Below are 21,160 nucleotides of genomic sequence, written 5' to 3'. Positions count from 1 at the left end.
AGTACCGAGACTAATTGCGCAGGCCACAACGGCAACAGTGCCCATTCCGGGGGAATTTGCGTATCGTCGGGAGTGTCGGTGGCCCACCACTCCGAATGTCACACGTTGGAGTGACAATCGGTGGTCGCCCCGGTGCGGGACGCAGCCGATCCGGGAGTGTCGGTGGCCCCGAATAGCATGGCGACGCGACGTCGCGACCTGCCTCCGGCCGGGTTCCGCGCCCGGCCCAGCGGCGTGCGCCGACCTCAACGCCAGAACTTCCGAAGGGATCACTGTGGCTGACCGCCTCGTCGTCCGCGGCGCCCGTGAGCACAACCTGCGCGGGATCGACCTCGATCTGCCCCGGGACAGCCTCATCGTGTTCACCGGGCTCTCCGGCTCCGGCAAGTCGAGCCTGGCCTTCGACACCATCTTCGCCGAGGGGCAGCGCCGCTACGTCGAGTCGCTGTCCGCGTACGCCCGGCAGTTCCTCGGGCAGATGGACAAACCGGACGTCGACTTCATCGAGGGGTTGTCCCCGGCGGTGTCGATCGACCAGAAGTCCACCAGCCGCAACCCGCGGTCCACCGTGGGCACCATCACGGAGGTCTACGACTACCTGCGGCTGCTGTTCGCGCGGGCCGGCACGCCGCACTGCCCGACCTGCGGGGAGGAGATCAGCAAGCAGACCCCGCAGCAGATCGTCGACCAGGTGCTGGAGATGCCGGAGCGGGCCAAGTTCCAGGTCCTGGCCCCGGTGGTGCGCGGTCGCAAGGGCGAGTACGTCGACCTGTTCGAGCAGCTGCAGTCGCAGGGCTACGCGCGCGTCCGCGTCGACGGCGTGGTGCACCCGCTGGACTCGCCGCCGAAGCTGAAGAAGCAGGAGAAGCACGACATCGCGGTGGTCGTGGACCGGCTCACCGTGAAGCGCAGCGCCAAGCAGCGGCTGACCGACTCGGTGGAGACCGCGCTGCGGCTGGCCGACGGCCTCGTGGTGATCGAGTTCATCGACCTCGACGAGGACGACCCGGACCGGGAGCGCACGTTCTCCGAGAACCTGGCCTGCCCGAACGGCCACGCGCTGGGCGTCGACGAGCTGGAACCGCGGTCCTTCTCCTTCAACTCGCCCTACGGCGCGTGCCCGGAGTGCGCCGGTCTCGGCATCCGCAAGGAGGTCGACCCCGAGCTGGTCGTGCCCGACGAGGACCTGTCGCTGGCCGAGGGCGCGATCGCCCCGTGGGCCGGCGGGCACACCGCCGAGTACTTCACCCGGCTGCTCACCTCGCTGTCGGAGTCCATCGGCTTCCGGATGGACACCCCGTGGCGCCTGCTGCCGACCAAGGTCAAGAAGGCGGTGCTGCACGGCAGCAACGACCAGGTGCACGTCCGCTACAAGAACCGCTACGGCCGCACCCGCTCCTACTACGCCAACTACGAGGGCGTCATCCCGTTCCTGGAGCGGCGGCTGGAGCAGACCGAGTCCGACTACGCCCGGGAGAAGTACGAGGGCTACATGCGGGACGTGCCGTGCCCGGCCTGCGACGGCACCCGCCTCAAGCCCGAGATCCTGGCCGTGACCATGACCAACCCGGACTACGGCGAGCTGTCCATCGCCGAGGTCTGCGCGCTGAGCGTGCGGGAGTGCGCGACGTTCCTCAACGGCCTGGAGCTCGGCCCGCGCGAGCAGATGATCGCCGGGGCGGTGCTCAAGGAGGTGCAGGCGCGGCTGGGCTTCCTGCTCGACGTGGGGCTGGACTACCTGTCGCTGGACCGCGCCGCCGGGACGCTGTCCGGTGGGGAGGCGCAGCGCATCCGGCTGGCCACCCAGATCGGGTCGGGCCTGGTCGGCGTGCTCTACGTGCTCGACGAGCCGTCGATCGGCCTGCACCAGCGGGACAACCACCGGCTGCTGGAGACGCTGTGCCGGCTGCGGGACCTGGGCAACACGCTGATCGTCGTGGAGCACGACGAGGACACCGTGCGCACCGCGGACTGGGTGGTCGACATCGGCCCGGGCGCCGGTGAGCACGGCGGCCAGGTGGTGCACAGCGGCCCGTACAAGGAGCTGCTCGACAACACGAAGTCGTTGACCGGCGACTACCTGGCCCGGCGCAAGCAGATCCCGGTGCCGGTGGAGCGCCGCGTCCCTGACCGCAAGCGGCAGCTGACCGTGGTCGGCGCCCGCGAGCACAACCTGCGCAAGATCGACGTGTCGTTCCCGCTGGGTTGCCTGGTCGCGGTCACCGGCGTCTCCGGGTCCGGCAAGTCCACGCTGGTCAACGACATCCTCGCGTCGGTGCTGGCGAACAAGCTCAACGGCGCCCGGCAGGTGCCGGGCCGGCACACCCGGGTCAAGGGCCTGGAGCACGTGGACAAGCTGGTCCAGGTCGACCAGTCGCCGATCGGCCGCACCCCGCGGTCGAACCCGGCCACCTACACCGGTGTGTTCGACCACATCCGCAAGCTGTTCGCGGCCACCACCGAGGCGAAGGTGCGCGGCTACCAGCCCGGCCGGTTCTCGTTCAACATCAAGGGCGGCCGGTGCGAGGCGTGCGCGGGCGACGGCACCTTGAAGATCGAGATGAACTTCCTGCCCGACGTGTACGTGCCGTGCGAGGTGTGCAAGGGCGCCCGGTACAACCGGGAGACCCTGGAGGTGCACTACAAGGGCAAGACGATCTCCGAGGTCCTGGACATGCCCATCGAGGAGGCCGCGGAGTTCTTCGAGCCGATCACCGCCATCCACCGGCACCTCAAGACGCTGGTCGACGTCGGGCTCGGCTACGTGCGGCTGGGCCAGCCGGCGCCCACGCTGTCCGGCGGTGAGGCGCAGCGCGTGAAGCTGGCCAGCGAGCTGCAGAAGCGCTCCACCGGCAAGACGGTCTACATCCTCGACGAGCCGACCACCGGGTTGCACTTCGAGGACATCCGCAAGTTGCTCGGCGTGATCAACGGCCTGGTGGACAAGGGCAACACGGTGATCGTCATCGAGCACAACCTCGACGTGATCAAGACCGCGGACTGGGTGCTGGACCTGGGTCCCGAGGGCGGTGCCGGCGGCGGCACGCTGGTGGCCGAGGGGACCCCGGAGGACCTCGCCGCCATCGACGAGAGCCACACCGGGCGGTTCCTGGCCCCGGTGCTCGCCGAGGGCTGACCTCACCCGCGAGCTCGTCACCCGCGTCGGGGCCTGCGCCACTCGGTGCAGGCCCCGCTTCACAACATTTCCGCCACGGCGCCGGGACATCACCTCCGTGATCGTGGAGACTGTGCCGACCCCAACGAACGGTGCGCCCCGGCGAGCGCGTCCACCCCGACGCGCGCCGGTCCCGGCGCGCCGAACCGGCGGAAAGGTGTGTACGTGGAAGCGCTCAACGACGCGATCGTCGCGCTGAACGACACGTTCTGGCTCTACCTGATCATCCCGGTGCTGGCCCTGCTGAGCCTGTGGTTCACGGTGCGCTCCGGGGCGGTGCAGATCCGGATGGTCCCGGAGATGGTCCGCGCGATGGTCGGCCGGGCCGAGACCGCGGAGGACGGCGGGAAGGCCGTCTCGTCGTTCCAGGCGTTCGCGATCTCCGCGGCGGCCCGCATCGGTACCGGCAACATCGCCGGCGTGGCGACCGCGATCGCGCTGGGCGGGCCCGGCGCGGTGTTCTGGATGTGGGTGATGGGCCTGGTCGTCGGCGCAGCCAGCTTCGTGGAGTCCACCCTGGCCCAGCTCTACAAGGTGCGCGACGAGACCGGGTACCGCGGTGGTCCGGCCTACTACATGCTGCACGGCCTGCGCGCCCGCTGGATGGGCGTGCTCTTCGCGGTGGTCATCATCGTCACGTTCGGCCTCGTGTTCAACGCGGTGCAGAGCAACACCATCGTCGACGCGATCATGACCTCGGTGGAGGCGACCGGCGCGACCGGGCCCGGCTGGCTGGAGCCGGTGCTGGGCCTGGCGCTGGTGGCGCTCACCGGCGCGGTCGTCTTCGGCGGCGTGCGCCGCATCGCCCACGTCGCGCAGATGCTGGTGCCGTTCATGGCCGCGCTCTACATGGTCCTGGGCCTGGTCATCGTGGTGCTCAACATCGACGCGCTGCCCGGGGTGATCGGGCAGATCTTCAGCAGCGCCTTCGGCTTCGAGGAGGTCGTCGCCGGTGGTCTGGGCGCGGCGATCGTGCAGGGCGTGCGGCGCGGGATGTTCTCCAACGAGGCCGGTCTCGGGTCGGCCCCGAACGCCGGTGCCACCGCGTCGGTGAGCCACCCGGTCAAGCAGGGCCTGGTGCAGACCCTCGGGGTCTACGTCGACACCCTGCTGGTGTGCTCCACGACCGCGTTCATCGTGCTGCTGTCGAACCCGACCTACGGCGAGGGCCGCGGCGCGACGCTGACGCAGGAGGCGCTGCAGGACAACCTGGGCACCTGGTCGTTGCACCTGCTGACGCTGGTCATCTTGCTGGTGGCGTTCACCTCGGTGCTGGGCAACTACTTCTACGGCGAGTCCAACGTCGCCTTCCTCACCCGGAAGAGGGCGGTGCTCACCGGGTACCGGTGGGTGGCGCTGGTGGTGACGTTCCTCGGCGCGATCGGGTCCTCGGACCTGGTGTGGAACCTGGCCGACACCACGATGGGCGTCATGGCGCTGGTGAACCTGGCGGCGATCGCGCCGCTGGGCGCGGTCGCCCTCAAGCTGCTCCGTGACTACACCGAGCAGCGGAAGCAGGGCCTGGACCCGGTCTTCACCCGCGACCGCCTGCCGGAGCTGACCGGCGTGGAGTGCTGGGACCCGAAGAGCCCGGAACCGGAGAAGTCTCCGACGAGCTGAGGTCCGGTGGCGCTGCGGGCGGGGCGCCCCGCCCGCAGCGCCTCACGGCGGGCACCGTCCTTCCTGCTCCCGGGGACCCCGCGGGACAGCAGGACGTCACTGCCGCTCGGGCGGTCGGCGTGCGGGGCGCTGCCGACCACGCGCACCACCGAGGTCGCCTCGCGGTGCGGGGCCTGCTGCAGCTCCCGTGGGGAGAGCGGAAGTCCAGGGAGCGCTGATGGCGCCGATGCCGCCCGGGTCCGGCTGAGCTGGACGACGCCGTACCCGCGGGCCGCGTCACGCGCTGTTTCCGCGGGATCGGTCCGGCGATCACCGGGGCCGGCCGGGCACTCCCGGCCGGGTCTGCCAGGGGTGCGGGCCGCTGAGCGGGCGGTACTCGACGCCGTAGGCGTCCAGCCGGGGCAGGTGGTGCCCGACCAGCCTGCGCTGGAAGTCGGCGAGGTCGCGCTGCTCGCTCCAGGCCACCTCGGCGAAGGCCGCGAGGCGCGGGAAGGCCGCGTAGTCCAGCCGCCGCGGGGTGTCCAGGTGCTCGGTCCACACCTGCGCCTGGACGCCGAGCACGTCGGGCCGCGGCTGGTAGCTGTAGACCTTCTCCAGCGTCGTCAGGAACCCCACCGGGACCGGCTCGTCGGGGTGGTCGGACTGGCGGTGGTCGAGGTAGAAGTGCGTCTCCGGGCACAGCACGACGTCGTGGCCGCGTGCGGCGGCCCGCGCCGCCGCCTGCTCGTCGCGCCACGCCGCGATGATGGTGCCCGGGGGCAGCGGGTCCACCGCGTCCAGCAGCTCGTCCCACCCCGAGGCGCGGCGCCCGCGCACGTGCACGTGCTGGATGAGCTCGCGCAGGAAGGCGCCGTGCTCCGGGGTGCTGCCGGGGACCTCGTCGCCGCCGACGCAGATCACCGGGGACGGGAAGACCTCCATCAGGTGGTCGAGGACCGCGCGGTAGAAGTCCGCGGTCGCCGGGTCGGTGTTGAGCACCTCGTCGCTCACGCCCCAGGAGTCCCAGACCTCGGGGCGGCCGCCGGTGCCCAGCTCGGGGTAGGCGGCGATGGCGGCCTGGCTGTGGCCGGGCACGTCGACCTCCGGCACCACCGTGATGTGGTGGCGGGCCGCGTGCGCGACGATCTCGCGCAGGTCGTCGGAGGTGTAGAAGCCGCCGTGCGGCCGGGAGTCGAACTCCGGTTCCGGGCCGCGACCGACCATCGACCGCCGCCGCCAGGCGCCGGTGCGGGTGAGTTCCGGGAAGCGCGGCACCTCCACCCGCCAGCCCTGGTCGTCGGTCAGGTGCAGGTGCAGCACGTTGAGCTTGTGCGCGGCCAGCAGCTCGACGAACCGCAGCACCTCCCGCTTGGGCAGGAAGTGGCGCGCCACGTCGAGGTGGCAGCCGCGCCAGGTGAAGCGCGGCCGGTCCTCCACCTGCCCGCACGGCAGCAGGAACCGTCCGTAGTGGATGAGCGCGGACCGGTACGCCGAGGGGCCCAGCAGCTGCCGCAACGTCTGCGCCGCGTGGTGCGCCCCGGCCGCGTCGTGCGCGACGACCTCGACGCCGTCCGGGCGGATGTGCGCGCGGTAGCCGCCCGGCACGGATTCGCCGCTGTCCACGCGGAACTCGATGGTCGGCCGCTCGGCGTCGGCCAGGGGGAGTCCGGTCGCCGCGCCGACGTACCGGCGGAACCACTCCGCGGTGGTGGGTTCGCCGCCGACGGTGGTGTCGGCGTCCAGCTCCAGCACCCCGGCCGCCGGCCGGACCCGCACCGGGCGCGGGAGCAGCGAGTCCCAGCTCATCCCTTCACCGCCCCGGCCAGTCCGGCGACCAGCTTGCGCTGGACCAGCACGAAGAAGACGAGCACCGGGATCGTCATCAGCGTCGAACCCGCCATGATGGCCCCCCAATCGTTGCCCTCGGGCGTGAAGAACACCAGGATCGCCATTGGCAGCGTCTGGTTCTCCGTCGCGGAGATGATGAAGGTCTTGGCGAACAGGAAGTCGTTCCAGGCGTGGATGAACGACAGCACGCTGGTGGCCACCAGACCCGGCGCCACGAGCGGGAAGAGGACCTGCCAGACGAAGCGGGCCCGGCCGGCGCCGTCCAGCGTGGCGGCCTCCTGCAGCTCCTCGGGGACGGCGGCCACGAACCCGCGCAGCACCCAGATGGCCAGCGGCAGGCTGAACGCCAGGTGCACCAGCACCAGCGACCCGAGGTGGTTGAGCCCGAAGGCCGGGGCCACGTCGCCGACCTGGCGCATCAGGAAGAACAGCGGGATGGTCAGCGCCTCCACGGGGACCATCTGCGCGACCAGGACCATCACCAGCAGCACGGTGCGCCCCCGGAACCGGAACCGGGTCAGCGCCACCGCCGCCAGGAACGACAGGAGCACCGACAGCAGCACCACCGCGACGGCCACCACGAGGCTGTTCACGAAGTAGCCGCCGAGACCCTCCACTGTGAACACCCGGCGGAACCCGTCCAGGGTCGGGGCGAAGGTCCACGGCCGCGGATCGGTGGACAGCAGCTCGCCCTCCGGCTTGAACGCCGAGAGCACCATCCAGTACAGCGGGAACGCCACCACGGCGGCGACGAGCACCGCCACCGCGTCGGCGACCCGGGGCTTGCGCGACGACCTCACGCCACCGCACCGTCCTTCCGCTGCGCGCGCAGGTAGGCCAGCGTGATGAGCACCAGCAGCACGGTCATCACCACGCCGATCGCCGAGCCCAGCCCGTAGTCCGCCCCGGCGAACGCCTCCTGGTAGGCGTAGACGTTGAGCACCAGGTTCTGCCCGGCCACGCCGCCGCCGTTGGTCATCACGTAGATCTGGGTGAAGATCTTGAAGTCCCAGATGATCGACTGGATGGTGGCGATCACCAGCACCGGCCGGAGCATCGGCAGCAGCACGGTGCGCGCGGTCCGCCACGCCGACGCACCGTCCAGCGCCGCGGCCTCCACCACCTCGCTCGGGATGCCGGTGAGCCCGGCGTAGGTGGTCACCAGCACGAACGGGAACGAGCACCAGATCACCTCGGCGGCCACCAGGCCGAAGGCGACGTACTTGTCGTAGGTCCAGGAGAACCCGGCCGCGCCGTCCACGCCGATCCCGGTGAGCACCTCGTTGACCAGACCGAAGTCCTGGTCGAACAGGAACAGCCAGACGGTGGAGCCGGCCATCGCCGGAGTGGCCCAGGCGCCGATCGCGGCCAGGAACAGCAGCAGTCGTGGCAGCGGCCGGATCCTGGTGGCCAGCACGGCGAGGGCGATGCCGACCGCCAGGCTGCCGACCACGCACACCGCGGCGAACAGGCAGGTCTGCACCAGGACCGTCCAGAACTGCGCGTCGCCCAGCAGCGTCAGGTAGTTGCCCGCGCCGAGGAACTCCAGCGGAGCGCCGCCGGAGGCCTGCGCCTGCCCGTACTCGTAGAGCGAGATCTGCACCAGCTGGTAGAGCGGGTAGCCCATCATGAGGACGAGCACCAGCCCGGCCGGGGCCAGGTAGAGCAGTGCGGCCATCACACCCGACCCCGGTCCGCCGGTCGGTGCGCGACTCCAGCGGGCATCACGCCTGCGGTCCCCACCGGGGCCGCGTGGTCGGTGAGAACCCGCATCTCAGCGGTCCCCGAACACGTCGTCCATCCGCGCGGCCGCCGCGGACGTGGCCCGCTCCACGGTGGTGCCGCGGACGACCTGCTGCACCATCGTGGGCAGCACGCCTCGCGCGTCGATCTCGGACCAGCCCGCCGTGGTGGGCACGAACCGGGTGCCGGCCTGCAGGGTCTGCACGAACGGCGCCACCGCGGGATCGGCACCGACGAGCTGCCGCTGCACGTCGGTGAACACCGGCAGGTTGCCCATCGCCTCGTACATCGTGCGCTGGTACTCCTTGCCCGCCAGCAGCTGCACGAACTCCTGCGCCAGCGTGGCGCGCTGGGAGGACTCCAGCACGCCGAGCATGTTGCCGCCGGCGAAGGCCGGGGCGATCGACCCGGGCGTGGTACCGGGCAGCGGGACCACGGCGTACTTCCCACCGGCCGCGCCGGCGTCCACGGCGGCGCGGTTGAAGTCGCCGCCGATGGTCATCGCGGCCTTGCCGGAGGCGAACGCCTGCACGGCCTGGCTGCCGGTCATGTCCGCGCACTGCTCCGGCGGGCACGCGCCGCCGCTGATCAGCGACGCGTAGGTGGCCACGCCCTGCCGGGCCGCCGGTTCGTCCACAGTGGAGACCCAGTGGTCGCCCTCCTGGCGCGCCAGGTCGCCGCCGGCGGCCCAGATGAACGGCATCAGCGCGTAGTGGTACTTGCCGCCGACGGAGATGCCGTAGAGGTCGGGGCGCGCCTGGCGGATCCGCTGCGCGGTGTCGACGAGTTCGGCGGTGGTGCGCGGCGGCTGCAGGCCGAGCTCGGCGAAGACGTCGGTGCGGTAGTACAGCGCGCGGACCCCGGTGTACCAGGGCACGCCGTAGACCCTCCCGTCGACCTTCGCGGTCTCCAGCACCGCCGGGTCCAGGTCGGCGGCTTCCGGCCACCGGGCGAGCTCGTCGGTCAGGTCGGCCAGGCCGCCCGCGGCGACGTAGCCGGCCAGGTCGGTGTTGCCGTACTCGGCGACGTCCGGAGCGCTGGCCGGGTCGTTGAACGCGCCGGTGAACCGTTCCGCGCGGGTGTCCACGGGGATGTACTGCACGTCGACCTCGACGCCCTGGTGCTCGGCCTCGAACCGGGCCACCGCCTCGTCCACGACGGCCTGCTTGGGGCCGCGGCTCGCCTCGTCGAACAGCCAGACCCGCAGGGTGCCGGCGCGTTCGTCGGCGGTGGGTGCGTCCTGGTGAACCTGCGGAGGGCCGCACGCCGTGAGCAACGCGCCGAGGGCGGTGATGGTGAGGGCTTTCCAGGCGCGCATGGCAGTCTCCGTTGCAGTGTCTGCAATTCTGGTTCCGCAGTGAGCAATCGGATGCTATGGACCGCTACTCCGAAAGGCAAGGTCTGAACCAATCTTCTTCGTCGGGACTGCTTGCGACCAGCGGGGATCCGTGGTGAACAGCGGCAAAAGTGGTGAATTCACAGTTCTTTCCGGGCCGCCGTCCGCTGCGAGGATGGGAACTCCCGCTGCCGACGGAACAGGGAGCGCGCATGATCGCCGGGGTGCTCAGCACGGTCCTCACCGCGACGCTGCTCCACCCGGTCCCGCCCGCCCCGGCGGAACCCGACCTCGCCGCGACGTGGACCGGTCCGCTGCACACCGAAGGGCGCTACATCGTCGACGCCGACGGCGACCGCTTCAAGCTCAAGGCCGGAAACTGGCACGGCGCCAGCGGGACCTACCTCGGCAGCGGCGACGTCGACGACCCCGCCAACCACCACGCGGGCGAGAACAGCCACGGCATCCCGCTGGGCCTGGACCGGGCGCCGATGGACGAGATCCTGGACAGCTTCGCCGAACTCGGGCTCAACAGCGTCCGGCTGCCCTTCGCCAACGACATGATCCACGACGAGGCGGTCGTGCCGGACGAGGCGGTGGCGGCGAACCCGCAGCTGCGCGGCATGACCCGCCTGCAGGTCTACGACGCCGCGGTGTCCGCGCTCACCGAGCGGGGTTTCGCCGTCATCCTGAACAACCACACCGGCACCAGCCGGTGGTGCTGCGGGATCGACGGCAACGAGCGGTGGAACAGCAGCCAGAGCGACGAGCAGTGGGAGCAGGACTGGCTGTTCATGGCGCGCCGCTACCGCGACAACCCGCGCGTGGTCGGCGCCGACCTCTACAACGAGGTGCGCCGCGACCTCTTCGACGACCCCAACTGGGGGCTCGGGGACGAGCACGACTGGTTCGCCGCCTCGCAGCGCGCGGGGGACCGGATCCTCACCGAGGCCAACCCGAACCTGCTCATCATCATCGAGGGGATCAACTGGGTCGGGCTCCCGGTCGACGGGCTCCCGCACGGCCGCCCGACGCTGGAACCGGTCCGCACGCTGTCGCACACGCTGGCGGAGCCCGGGAAGCTGGTGTACTCCGCGCACTTCTACGGCTACACCGGCCCGAACCACTCCGGCGCCACCGGCGTGGGGGAGACCAGCGACCCGCGCTACCAGGACCTGTCCCGCGAGGAGCTGTACGAGGTGCTGCAGCGCCAGGCGTTCTTCGTGACCGAGGACGGCCGGCCCTGCACCGCACCGCTGTGGATCAGCGAGTTCGGCGTGGGCGGGCGCGACGAGCAGGACCCGGGGGCCCGGGCGTGGTTCGAGAACTTCGTGGACTTCCTCGTCGCCCACGACACCGACTTCGCCTACTGGCCCCTGGTCGGCTGGCACGAGGACCGCGAGGGCAACGGCTGGGCACTGGTCCACTGGGACAGCGCAGGCAACCGCATGTTCCTCGACGACGGCGACGACTGGCGCGCCGACGCCTGGCACCGCCTGGTCGACGGCTCACCCCACGAGGTCCGCGGGGAGCAGCCGGTGCACCCGGGCCTCGCGGTCCGGGGCGTCCGGCCACCGGTCGAGCAGCCGCCAGCCGGATCGGCGCCGCCGATCAGCCGTGGAAGGTGATGACGGCGACCGACGGGCACTCGTAGACGTCCTCGGTGGGGGAGAGCGCGCCGGAGCCCGGGTCGCGGGCCAGCCGGGTGATCGCCCCGGAACGCTGGTTGGCGACGTAGACCGACGTCTCCTCCGGGTCGAGGGCGAAGTGGCGCGGCCAGTCGCCGCCGGTCGGCGTGGTGCCCCGGAACTCCAGGCCGTCGTCGGTGACCGCGAAGGTGGCGATGGTGTTGTCGCCGCGGTTGGAGGCGTAGACGTACTGGGCGTCGCGGCTGACCGCGACCTCCGCCGGGAAGTTCTCGCCGTCGGCGCCGGGTTCGCGGGTGCCGATGACCTGGCCGGGCGTGAACTGCCCGGTGTCGGGGTCCCAGGCCAGCACGGTGATCTCGGACTTCAGCTCGGCCAGCAGGTAGGCCCGGTCGCCGTGGAAGGCCAGGTGGCGCGGTCCGGTGCCGGCGGGCAGCTCCAGGTGCTGGTGCTGGGTGAGCGTGCCGGCGGTGGTGTCGAGGGCGTGGACGAACACCGCGTCGGCGCCGAGGTCCACCGCCACGACCCACAGCCCGCTCGGGTCGACCAGGACCTGGTGCGCGTGCGGCTCGGCGCCGGGGTGCTGCACCACGGCGGTGTTCTCGCCGATGGTGCCGTCGGGGTTGCGGCGGTGCACCGCGACCGTGCCGTCGGTGTAGTTGGCGGTGAGGAGGTACTCGCCGTCGGGGTGCACGCTGACGTGCGTCGGGCCCGCACCGCCGCTCGGCCGGCTGCCCAGCACCACCGGGCCGTCCCCGGACAGGTCCACGGCGGTGATGCTGCCCTCCGCCGTCTCGTTGGTGACGTAGAGGTGGCGGTGGTCCGGGGACCAGGCGACGAACGAGGCGTCGGGCACGCCCTCCACGACGCCGGACGGTTCGAGCGCGCCCGTCTCGGTGCGGACGGCCACCTCCAGGCCCCGACCGGCCGGGCTCGCCGAGGTGTAGCTGCCGATCAGCGCCACCAGCCCGGCTGCGCGGTGCGGTGCCGGGGCGGGCCGGGGCGCGGACGAGGTCGTCGCGCCTGCGGTGCTGGTGCCGGCGAGCACCCCGGCCGCTCCGGCGAGGCCCATCGCGCCGGCGGCGGTGAGGAACCGGCGACGCGGCATTGCGTTGTCCCGCACGATGTTCTCCCTGCTCGGTGGACGATCGTGGACAGTCTGCCGCATCCGGGCCCAGTGGACTAGACCACGATGTTCCCATGCTGACGCCGCGGAACCCGCGCCCACACCGGGAAGAACGGGTATCACCGTTCGCGGCGCCCGCACGCGCTCCGCTCGTTGCGGGGGGGCGTCCTAGGGGAGCACCGCGGACAGCAGGACCGCCATGCTGAACCCGACCAGCGACAGGACGGTCTCCAGCACGGTCCACGACTTCAGCATGTCCCTGACCGGGATGCCGAAGTAGCGGCTGATGATCCAGAAACCGCCGTCGTTGACGTGCGAGGCGATGATCGAGCCCGCCGCGATCGCCACCGCGACCAGCGCCAGCTGCGCCTGCGACAGCTCGCCGGCGTGCAGCAGCGGCGCGACGATGCCGCCGGTGGTCACGATCGCCACCGTCGCCGACCCCTGCGCGATGCGCAGCCCGGAGCTGATCACGTACGCCGACACCAGCAGCGGCAGTCCGGTGGACTGCAGCGACCCGGCCAGGGCCTCGCCGACGCCGGTCTCGGCGAGCACCTTGCCGAAGAACCCGCCCGCGCCGACCACCAGCAGGATCATGCCCAGCGGGCGCAGCGAGCCCCCGGTCAGCTCGGAGATCTCCCGGCCGGTCATGCCGCGTCGCGTGCCCAGCAGCCAGAACGCCAGCAGCACCGCGATGGTCAGCGCCACCGTCGGGTTGCCGAGGAAGGTCAGCACCGACAGCGCCGCGCTGCCCTCCGGCAGCGTGATGCTGCCGAAGGTGGCGCCGAGGATCAGCACCATCGGCAGGCCGATGATGAACGCGACGGTACCCAGCCCCGGTTCGGGGCGCTGCTCGGCCTCGTTCCGGCGCGCCACCTCGTCGGCGGCGGCGAGCACGTCCTCCGGCACCGGCAGGTCGATGCGCTTGCCGATCCACAGCGGGAAGAGCAGACCGCTCACCACGAACGCCGGGAGCCCGCAGGCCAGGCCCATCAGGATGATCCAGCCGAGGTCCACGCCGAGCAGTCCGGCCGCCACCACCGGACCGGGGTGCGGCGGCAGGAACGCGTGCGTCATGGACAGCCCGGCCACCAGCGGCAGGCAGTACAGCAGGATCGACTTGCCGCCCTGCCGCGCCACCACGTACACCAGCGGCGCCAGCACGAAGATGCCGATGTCGAAGAACACCGGGATGCCGAAGACCAGCCCGGACAGGCCCATCGCCAGCGGCGCGCGCCGTTCGCCGAACGCGCCCAGCAGCGTGCGCGTGAGCAGCTGCGCGCCGCCGGAGGCCTCCAGCACCGCCCCCAGGATCGTGCCGAGGCCGACGATCGCGGTGATGTGCCCGAGGATGCTGGCGAACCCGCTCTCCAGCAGCGAATCGCTGCTGGACTGCGCGGTCCCGACGATGTCCTCGACGGACAGCCCGGCGGCCAGCGCGATGAGCAGGCCGGTGACGATGAGCGCGATGAACGGCTCCACCCGGAACCGGATGATCATGAGCAGCAGCACGGCGATCCCGGCTGCGCACAGCACGAGCAGGCCGGAGGTGTCGTGCTGGAGCCACTGGAGGAAGGTGTCCACGGTGACACTCCTGGGGGAGGGGTGTTCTCGGGCGGTGGGCCGTGCGCGTCACCGCGGCTTGCGGAGGGCGCGGCCGGGCAGCGCGTCGGTGCGGTGGCCGTCCTCGATCACCGGCACCCCGTTGACCAGCACGTGCGGGATGCCCACGGCCTGCCGGCGGGGGTCGTCGAAGGTGGCGGTGTCGGCGACCGTGTCCGGGTCGAACAGCACCAGGTCCGCGGCGCACCCGGGGCGGATCCGGCCGCGGTCGGCCAACCCGAGCCGGTCGGCGGCCCGGGACGTCATGTGCTGCACGCACTCCTCCAGCCCCAGCACGCCGAGCTCGCGCACGTAGTGGCCGAGGTAGCGGGGGAAGGTGCCCCACGCGCGCGGGTGCGGGCGCGCGCCGACCAGCAGCCCGTCGCTGCCCGCGGTGTGCACCCGGTGCCGCATGATGGCCCGCACGTTCTCCTCGTGCCCGACGTGCATCAGGCACGAGCTGCCGAGCTCCTCGGACACCAGGACGTCGAAGTAGTGCTCGGCGGGCGCCTTCCCGGCGGCGCGGGCGGATTCGGCCACGGTGCGGCCGACGAGGTGGCCGTTGTCCTCGCGCCGGACGCCGTTGATCTCGATGGTGTCCCACTCGACCGGCACCCCGTGGCAGCCGTCCGAGCCCTCTTCCTCCAGCGCGACGCGGATCCGTTCGCGCTGCTGCGGGTCGCGCAGCCGCGCCAGGGTGGCCTCGACGCCACCGGCCATCGCCCAGCTGGGCAGCAACGCGTGCAGCGAGGTGCTGCCCGGTAGGTAGGGGTAGGTGTCCAGCGTGATGTCGCAGCCCTCGTCCAGCGCGGCGTCCACCATGGACAGCAGGTCGGCGGCCCTGCCGCGGTTGACGCTGAAGTTCATCGTGGCGTGCGCCAGGTGCAGCGGGCACCCGGAGCGCCTGCTGACCTCGATCATCTCCGCGTAGGCGGCCAGCGCGCTCGCGCCGTAGCTGCGGTGGTGCGGGCTGTAGTAGCCACCGCGCTCCGCGACCACCTCGCACAGCGCGACGAGCTCGTCGGTGTCGGCGTACATGCCGGGCGTGTAGGTCAGGCCGGAGGACATCCCGAACGCGCCCTCGTCCAGCGAGCGCGCCAGGACCTCGCGCATCCGGTCCAGCTCGGCGTCGGTGGCGTCGCGGTCGTCGTAGCCCACGCACAGCAGCCGGAGCGTGCCCTGCGGCACCAGGTACGCCGCGTTGGTGGCGATGCCGGCGTCGAGCCGGTCGAGGTACTCGGCGACGCTGCGCCAGTTCCAGTCGAAGCCGGGCGGGTCGTCGTTCCACCCGGCGATCTGCGTGCGCAGCGTCGCCAGCGTCTCGTCGTCGACCGGGGCGTAGGACAGCCCGTCCTGCCCGATGACCTCCAGCGTCACGCCCTGCGACACCTTCGCGGTGTGGTCGGGGTTGGCCAGCAGCTGCAGGTCCGAGTGGGCGTGCATGTCGATGAAGCCCGGGGCGAGCACCAGCCCGTCGGCGTCGAGGTCGCGCCTGCCGCGCAACCGGCCGGGTGCGGTGATCTCGGTGATCACGCCGCCTTCGATGCCGACGTCGGCGCGGTAGCTCGGGCCACCGTCGCCGTCGACGACCCGCGCCCCTCGGACCACTGCGTCCATCGCGGAACCTCCGGTCGGTTCAGAAGAACGTGCGGATGAGGTCGACCACCTCGTCGCCGTCCACAACCGGGATCAGCGACCACTTGTCGAACACCGTGCAGGGGTGCGAGAGCCCGAACCCGACCCAGTCACCGACCTGCGGTTCGGCGCCGGTCAGCTCCAGGAAGGCGTGCTGGTCGGCCAGCGCCCGCACCCGGCACGAGCCCTCCGGCAGCTCGCGGACCGCGCCGTCGGCGCCGCGGTGCACCTGCGGTTCCGGCAGCCCCTGGTCGAAGGAGACGTCGCGGCGGCCCATGGTGAGCAGCGCCAGGCCGGGTTCGGGACGGGACACGACCTGCGCCCACACCCGCATCGCGGGCTGGAACGGCGGCTCCTCGCCGGCCAGCCGGTGCGGCCGGCTGAACGGGGAGCGGACCCGGTAGAAGCCGTCGTCGTGCAGCAGGTACCCACCGCTGCGCAGCACCGGCACCACCGGCAGACCGGCGGGCCAGGGGCCGCTGATCGCCTCGGCGACCTGGTCGAAGTAGGCGCTGCCGCCCGCGGTGACGATGACCTCGTCAAGACCGCTGAAGTGGCCCGCGTCGGCCAGTTCGGCCACGAGCGCGCGGACCCGGCGCAGGTAGTCGTCCACAGCGGACAGGGACTCGTCGGTGACGTCGTGCGCGACCTCGCCCTCGTACCCGGCCACGCCGACCAGCCGCAGCACCGGGTTCGCCAGCACCGCGTCGGCGATCTCCCGCGCCTCCGCGGTCGTGCGCGCACCGGTGCGGGCGCCGGGAGCGCCCAGCTCGACCAGCACGTCGACCGGGCGGGAGGCGCCGTGCGCGGCCAGCGCCTCGGCCATCAGGTGCACCCCGCGCAGCGAGTCGACGTAGCAGCAGAACTGGAACTCGGGGTCGCGGTCGAGCTCGCCGGCCAGCCAGGCCAGGCCGTTGCGGTCCACCAGCTCGTTGGCGAACACGACCCGCTGCACGCCGAAGGCGCGGTACACGCGCAGCTGGCTGGTGTTGGCGGCGGTGATGCCCCAGGAGCCGTGCGCGAGCTGCTTCGCGAACAGCTGCGGAGCCATGGTCGTCTTGCCGTGCGGGGCGAGCTGCACACCGCGTTCGGCGCACCACGCCGCCATCGTCCGCAGGTTGTGCTCCAGCGCGGCGTTGTCCAGCGTCAGCAGCGGGCCGACGAAGCCGCTCCCGAACACCGTCGGGCGGGTGGCCAGGAACTCCCCCGCGGTGGAGCCGAAGGCGTCCGCGGGCATGCCCTTGAAGCGCCAGTCGATGCGCTCGTCGTACAGGGCGCGAACCGCTGCGGTGTTGATACCCGGTGCTGACACCACCGTCTCCTATTGCGTAGAATGCAACGCCGATTGCGTATGATGATGGAATGGTGTGTACCATCACGCCGCTGACGCGTCAACGGGACGGGAGTGGTCGGTGAGCCAGAGCTTGGAACGGGGATTGGCCGTGCTGACCGCGCTGGCCGCCGGTCCACGGACCCTCGACCAGCTCGCCCAGCGCCTCGGCGTGCACAAGTCCACCGTGATGCGCCTGCTGCGCACCCTGGAGGCCGGCCGCTTCGTCCGCCGCGAGGACGTGCACCACTACCGGCTCGGCAGCGCGCTGTTCGACCTGGCCCACCAGGCGCTGGAGGACCTCGACGTCCGCGACGTCGCCCGCGCGCACCTGCTGGAGCTCAACGGCACCAGCGGCCACACCGTGCACCTGGCGACGCTGGAGGACGACCACGTCGTCTACATCGACAAGGTCGACAGCAAGCACCCGGTGCGGATGTACTCGCGCATCGGCCGCCGCGCGCCCGTGCACTGCACCGCGGTCGGCAAGGCCCTGGTCGCGGACTGGCCCCCGGCGCAGCGCGAGCGGTTCGCCGAGCAGCTGAGCTACCCGAGGCTCACCGCGAACACCCTCGACTCCGCCGAGCGGTTCCTCGCCGAGCTGGAGCGGGTGCGCGAGCAGGGGTACGCGGTGGACCGCACCGAGCACGAGGACTTCATCCACTGCGTCGCCGCGCCGGTCCGCAACCACCGCGGCGAGACCGTGGCGGCCGTGTCGCTGTCGGTGCCGAAGGTGCTGCTGGACTTCGACGGGCTGCTCGGGTTCGTCGACGACGTGCTGCGCGCAGCCGGCGGGATCTCCGCCGAGCTGGGCTGGTACCCAACGGACGACAAGAGGAAGGACACCTGATGGCCAGGACCGTGGTCAGCACCGACCGAGCCCCCGAGCCGCCGGCGGGCATCCCGCTGTCGCAGGGCGTGCGCAAGGGCGGCATCCTGCAGGTCTCCGGTCAGACCGCCGTCGACCCGGCCACCGGGAAGGTGGTCGAGGGCGGCGTCGCCGAGCAGACCGAGCAGTGCCTGCGCAACGTCATCGCGATCCTGGAGGCCGAGGGCGGCTCCCTCGAGGACGTGCTCATGCTGCGCGTGTACCTGACGGACACCGCGCACTTCGCGGAGATGAACGAGACCTACGCCCGCGTGGTCGGCGAGCCCTTCCCGGCCCGCACCACGGTCTACGTCGGCCTCCCGGCCGGCCTGCTGGTCGAGATCGACGCCCTCGCCGTCCTCGACTGAAGACGAGCGCGCCTCCCGCCGGGCCGGCGGGAGGCGCGGTTCACGGGTCCAGGGACGTCAGTAGACCGGGCCGGTGTACTTCTCGCCGGGGCCCTGGCCGGGCGGGTCCGGGATGGCCGAGGCCTCGCGGAAGGCCCGCTGCAGGGTCTGCAGCCCGTCGCGGATCGGGCCGGCGTGCGCCCCCAGGTACTCCACCGAGGCGGACACCAGGCCGGCCAGGGCGGTGATCAGCCGGCGTGCCTCGTCCAGGTCCCGCTCCGGGGCGGTGTCCGGGTCCTCGGACGCCAGGCCGAGCTTCTCCGCCGAGGCGGACATCAGCATGACCGCCGCGCGGCTGATCACCTCGACGCTGGGAACATCGGCGAGGTCACGGACGTTGTCCTGGAGGTCCGCGACGTGTGGTGGCTCACCCTGGCGGTCGTCGCTGGTCGGGGGTGTTGGCTGCGGTTCGGTCACGCCTGCTACCCTGACACGCACGACCAGCTCCCGCGCAGGCGGGGGCGGCAAAGTGGAGTCCCGCTCCCACCCGAGTAGCCGCCACAGGCTTCCGGGTCCGGTCCTGCCGGCGGCCGCAGCGCTACCGGTAGCGCGAAACGGTATTGCGTGCGGTACCGGTTCGATCGGTTGGAGTCAGGATCCCGCGGGCCGCGAGAGCGGAACGACGGGATCTTCGCATTCCGGGGTGAGCTCTACGCGCCGCGGTGCAGTCAACACAGCCATCGAACCGAGGAGGGCCCATCAGCTCCGAGACGCGCATCAACGACCGCATCCGGGTTCCGGAGGTCCGTCTGGTCGGACCGAACGGAGAACAGGTCGGGATCGTCCGCATCGAGGACGCGCTCCGACTCGCCCAGGAAGCGGATCTGGACCTTGTCGAGGTCGCCCCGCAGGCGCGCCCGCCGGTCTGCAAGCTCATGGACTACGGCAAGTTCAAGTACGAGAGCGCGCAGAAGGCTCGCGAGTCGCGTCGCAACCAGCAGCAGACCGTCATCAAGGAGCAGAAGCTCCGGCCGAAGATCGACCCGCACGACTACGAGACGAAGAAGGGGCACGTGTCCCGCTTCCTCAACCAGGGTCACAAGGTCAAGGTGACGATCATGTTCCGCGGTCGTGAGCAATCGCGTCCCGAGCTGGGTTTCCGCCTGCTGCAGCGACTGGCCGATGATGTGTCCGAACTCGGGTTCATCGAAGCGAACCCGAAGCAGGACGGTCGGAACATGATCATGGTTCTTGCGCCGCACAAGACGAACAAGACCAAGCCCAAGGCGAACGCCTGACGGTCGCCGAGGGCTCGTGATCGCGAGGCCGGGCCGGGACGCCATCCGCGCCCCAGCCCGGCATCAGTACGAAACGAGGACGAAACCAATGCCGAAGAACAAGACCCACAAGGGCACCTCGAAGCGCTTCAGGGTGACCGGTTCGGGCAAGCTGCGGCGTGAACAGGCCGGTCGTCGGCACATCCTGGAGAAGAAGTCCAGCCGGGTCACCCGCCGCCTGGAGGGCACCGAAGCGGTGGCCAAGGCCGACGTCAAGCGCATCAACAAGCTGCTGGGTCGCTGAGGACGCTCCGCCGCCCGTTCCCGGGCAGCAGCGAGTCCACACGACCCCCCAGTCACCCGCACGGGCGGACATCCCGCCCCCGATGAGACAACAGGACGGACCCCGTGGCACGCGTCAAGCGGGCAGTCAACGCCCAGAAGAAGCGCCGCACCATTCTCGAGTCGGCCCGCGGTTACCGCGGTCAGCGCTCCCGGCTGTACCGCAAGGCCAAGGAGCAGATGCTCCACTCGATGACCTACTCCTACCGCGACCGGCGTGCGCGCAAGGGTGACTTCCGCAAGCTGTGGATCACCCGCATCAACGCCGCGACCCGGCAGCACGGCCTGACCTACAGCAAGTTCGTGCAGGGCCTGAAGGCCGCCGAGGTCGAGGTCGACCGCAAGATCCTGGCCGAGCTCGCGGTCAACGACCCGACCGCGTTCGAGGCGCTGGTCGACGTCGCCCGCAAGAACCTGCCGGAGCGTGCGGCCTGATCGCCGAGAGCACCTCTGCTGCACCGCGACCCGGGACGGCTCTCCTCACGGAGCGATCGTCCCGGGTCGCGGTCGCTCGCAAGCTCACCCGCCGCGCGGGCCGCGAGAAGGCCGGGGCCTTCCTGGCCGAAGGGGCCCAGGCGGTGGGTGAGGCGCTGGCCGCGCACACCGCCGGTTCGCTGCGGGTGCGCGAGCTGTTCGCCACCGAGCAACCCCGGCACCAGGAGGCCCTGGACCGCGCCCGGGCCGCCGGGGTGCCGGTGCACCTGGTCACCGAGCGGGCCGCGGCCTCGCTGTCGGAGACGGTCACCCCGCAGGGCCTGGTGGCGGTGTGCGACCTGCCCGCCGTCGACCTGGACGCCGCGCTCGCCGAGCGCCCGGCACTGGTCGCGGTGCTGGTCGGCGTGGCCGACCCGGGCAACGCCGGCACCGTGGTGCGCGTCGCCGACGCGGCCGGTGCCGGGGCGGTGCTGTTCGCCGGGGACACCGTCGACGCCTACAACGGCAAGGCCGTGCGGGCCTCCACCGGCAGCCTGTTCCACCTCCCGGTGGCCCGCGACCGCGACGTGCGCGCGGTGCTCGCCGCCTGCCGCGCGGCCGGGCTGCGCCTGGTCGGCGCGGACGGCCACGCCACCGACGACCTGGACACCGCCGACCGCGCCGGCGAGCTCGACGGCCCCACCGCCTGGGTGTTCGGCAGCGAAGCGCACGGCCTGCCCGACGAGGTGACCGCGGAGCTGGACACCACGCTCCGCGTCCCGCTGTACGGCCGGGCGGAGAGCCTCAACCTCGCCACCGCGGCGGCGGTCTGCCTCTACGCCTCGGCGCGCGCCCAGCACCGCAGCGGGTAG

Annotated in this window: 18 protein-coding genes; 9 read left to right on the top strand and 9 right to left on the bottom strand. The window is 71.7% G+C overall.

The window, feature by feature from the left end; all coding sequences use genetic code 11:
- The first annotated feature begins 274 nt into the window (after positions 1–274).
- Both uvrA and HNR68_RS20260 read left to right on the top strand, forming a co-directional pair.
- The gene (uvrA, locus tag HNR68_RS20265) at positions 275–3,136 is read left to right on the top strand and encodes an excinuclease ABC subunit UvrA (protein ID WP_179723349.1); all 2,862 of its coding nucleotides are present in this window, start codon (positions 275–277) and stop codon (positions 3,134–3,136) included.
- A gap of 204 nt (positions 3,137–3,340) precedes the next feature.
- Positions 3,341–4,795, top strand: coding sequence for an amino acid carrier protein (locus HNR68_RS20260; RefSeq protein WP_179723348.1), 1,455 nt, complete (start codon positions 3,341–3,343; stop codon positions 4,793–4,795).
- A gap of 309 nt (positions 4,796–5,104) precedes the next feature.
- Here the strand turns inward: HNR68_RS20260 and HNR68_RS20255 are convergent, their stop codons facing one another.
- From HNR68_RS20255 to HNR68_RS20240, 4 genes are all read right to left on the bottom strand, one after another.
- Positions 5,105–6,580, bottom strand: coding sequence for a beta-N-acetylhexosaminidase (locus HNR68_RS20255; protein WP_179723347.1), 1,476 nt, complete (start codon positions 6,578–6,580; stop codon positions 5,105–5,107).
- Positions 6,577–7,422 carry an ABC transporter permease subunit gene (locus HNR68_RS20250; protein WP_179723346.1) on the bottom strand — a complete coding sequence of 282 codons (846 nt, stop codon included), beginning with the start codon at positions 7,420–7,422 and terminating at the stop codon, positions 6,577–6,579. Before HNR68_RS20250 ends, HNR68_RS20255 begins: the two co-directional genes overlap by 4 nt.
- Positions 7,419–8,300 carry a carbohydrate ABC transporter permease gene (locus HNR68_RS20245; protein WP_179723345.1) on the bottom strand — a complete coding sequence of 294 codons (882 nt, stop codon included), beginning with the start codon at positions 8,298–8,300 and terminating at the stop codon, positions 7,419–7,421. The genes HNR68_RS20250 and HNR68_RS20245 overlap by 4 nt, the downstream gene beginning before the upstream one ends.
- 96 nt (positions 8,301–8,396) lie before the next feature.
- Positions 8,397–9,683, bottom strand: a complete 1,287-nt coding sequence (locus HNR68_RS20240) for an extracellular solute-binding protein (RefSeq protein WP_179723344.1) — start codon at positions 9,681–9,683, stop codon at positions 8,397–8,399.
- 230 nt (positions 9,684–9,913) lie between these two features.
- Here HNR68_RS20240 and HNR68_RS20235 point away from each other — a divergent pair, with 230 nt between their 5' ends.
- Positions 9,914–11,329 carry a cellulase family glycosylhydrolase gene (locus tag HNR68_RS20235; protein ID WP_179723343.1) on the top strand — a complete coding sequence of 472 codons (1,416 nt, stop codon included), beginning with the start codon at positions 9,914–9,916 and terminating at the stop codon, positions 11,327–11,329.
- On the opposite strand, the gene HNR68_RS20230 is transcribed toward HNR68_RS20235, so the two are convergent.
- The 4 genes from HNR68_RS20230 to HNR68_RS20215 form a co-directional block, all read right to left on the bottom strand.
- On the bottom strand, positions 11,313–12,470 hold the full coding sequence (locus HNR68_RS20230) for a beta-propeller fold lactonase family protein (protein WP_218888366.1): 1,158 nt from the start codon (positions 12,468–12,470) through the stop codon (positions 11,313–11,315). The genes HNR68_RS20235 and HNR68_RS20230 overlap by 17 nt on opposite strands.
- A gap of 171 nt (positions 12,471–12,641) precedes the next feature.
- Positions 12,642–14,057: a GntT/GntP/DsdX family permease gene (locus tag HNR68_RS20225; RefSeq protein WP_179723342.1), complete on the bottom strand. Its 1,416-nt coding sequence runs from the start codon at positions 14,055–14,057 to the stop codon at positions 12,642–12,644.
- Positions 14,058–14,105: 48 nt separating this feature from the next.
- On the bottom strand, positions 14,106–15,692 hold the full coding sequence (locus HNR68_RS20220) for an N-acyl-D-amino-acid deacylase family protein (RefSeq protein ID WP_179723341.1): 1,587 nt from the start codon (positions 15,690–15,692) through the stop codon (positions 14,106–14,108).
- A 19-nt stretch (positions 15,693–15,711) separates the two neighbouring features.
- Entirely contained in the window at positions 15,712–16,947 is a 1,236-nt protein-coding gene (locus HNR68_RS20215) for an amino acid deaminase (protein ID WP_179725289.1), read from the bottom strand.
- Positions 16,948–17,122: 175 nt separating this feature from the next.
- On the opposite strand from HNR68_RS20215, the gene HNR68_RS20210 reads away from it, so the two are divergent.
- Together HNR68_RS20210 and HNR68_RS20205 are read left to right on the top strand one after the other, a co-directional pair.
- The gene (locus HNR68_RS20210; RefSeq protein ID WP_179723340.1) at positions 17,123–17,890 is read left to right on the top strand and encodes an IclR family transcriptional regulator domain-containing protein; all 768 of its coding nucleotides are present in this window, start codon (positions 17,123–17,125) and stop codon (positions 17,888–17,890) included.
- Positions 17,890–18,276, top strand: coding sequence for a RidA family protein (locus tag HNR68_RS20205; protein WP_179723339.1), 387 nt, complete (start codon positions 17,890–17,892; stop codon positions 18,274–18,276). The genes HNR68_RS20210 and HNR68_RS20205 overlap by 1 nt, the downstream gene beginning before the upstream one ends.
- A 57-nt stretch (positions 18,277–18,333) precedes the next feature.
- On the opposite strand, the gene HNR68_RS20200 is transcribed toward HNR68_RS20205, so the two are convergent.
- Entirely contained in the window at positions 18,334–18,618 is a 285-nt protein-coding gene (locus HNR68_RS20200; protein WP_380574371.1) for a DUF1844 domain-containing protein, read from the bottom strand.
- Positions 18,619–18,977: 359 nt separating this feature from the next.
- Between HNR68_RS20200 and infC the strand changes: the two genes are divergently transcribed.
- The 4 genes from infC to HNR68_RS20180 all read left to right on the top strand — a co-directional run bounded on the left by infC (position 18,978) and on the right by HNR68_RS20180 (position 21,160).
- A complete protein-coding gene (gene infC, locus HNR68_RS20195; RefSeq protein ID WP_179723337.1) occupies positions 18,978–19,553 on the top strand; it encodes a translation initiation factor IF-3 in 576 nt (191 codons plus the stop codon).
- Between the two features lie 88 nt (positions 19,554–19,641).
- Positions 19,642–19,836 carry a 50S ribosomal protein L35 gene (gene rpmI, locus HNR68_RS20190; RefSeq protein ID WP_179723336.1) on the top strand — a complete coding sequence of 65 codons (195 nt, stop codon included), beginning with the start codon at positions 19,642–19,644 and terminating at the stop codon, positions 19,834–19,836.
- A 104-nt stretch (positions 19,837–19,940) separates the two neighbouring features.
- Positions 19,941–20,309, top strand: coding sequence for a 50S ribosomal protein L20 (gene rplT, locus HNR68_RS20185; protein WP_179723335.1), 369 nt, complete (start codon positions 19,941–19,943; stop codon positions 20,307–20,309).
- On the top strand, positions 20,306–21,160 hold the full coding sequence (locus tag HNR68_RS20180; protein ID WP_218889512.1) for a TrmH family RNA methyltransferase: 855 nt from the start codon (positions 20,306–20,308) through the stop codon (positions 21,158–21,160). The genes rplT and HNR68_RS20180 overlap by 4 nt, the downstream gene beginning before the upstream one ends.

This window comes from Saccharopolyspora hordei (genome assembly GCF_013410345.1).
Classification (GTDB): Bacteria; Actinomycetota; Actinomycetes; order Mycobacteriales; family Pseudonocardiaceae; genus Saccharopolyspora; species Saccharopolyspora hordei.
The sequence above is the reverse complement of the archived record's forward strand: the minus strand, read 5'-3'. Positions and strand labels throughout refer to the sequence as shown.

What these genes read in the sequence shown, in the direction of transcription:
- HNR68_RS20255 (WP_179723347.1), bottom strand. Translation starts at nt 6,580, where the DNA reads ATGAGCTGGGACTCGCTGCTCCCGCGCCCGGTGCGGGTCCGGCCGGCG.
- HNR68_RS20245 (WP_179723345.1), bottom strand. Translation starts at nt 8,300, where the DNA reads ATGGCCGCACTGCTCTACCTGGCCCCGGCCGGGCTGGTGCTCGTCCTC.
- HNR68_RS20240 (WP_179723344.1), bottom strand. Translation starts at nt 9,683, where the DNA reads ATGCGCGCCTGGAAAGCCCTCACCATCACCGCCCTCGGCGCGTTGCTC.
- HNR68_RS20235 (WP_179723343.1), top strand. Translation starts at nt 9,914, where the DNA reads ATGATCGCCGGGGTGCTCAGCACGGTCCTCACCGCGACGCTGCTCCAC.
- HNR68_RS20220 (WP_179723341.1), bottom strand. Translation starts at nt 15,692, where the DNA reads ATGGACGCAGTGGTCCGAGGGGCGCGGGTCGTCGACGGCGACGGTGGC.
- HNR68_RS20215 (WP_179725289.1), bottom strand. Translation starts at nt 16,947, where the DNA reads ATGCCCGCGGACGCCTTCGGCTCCACCGCGGGGGAGTTCCTGGCCACC.
- HNR68_RS20205 (WP_179723339.1), top strand. Translation starts at nt 17,890, where the DNA reads ATGGCCAGGACCGTGGTCAGCACCGACCGAGCCCCCGAGCCGCCGGCG.
- rpmI (WP_179723336.1), top strand. Translation starts at nt 19,642, where the DNA reads ATGCCGAAGAACAAGACCCACAAGGGCACCTCGAAGCGCTTCAGGGTG.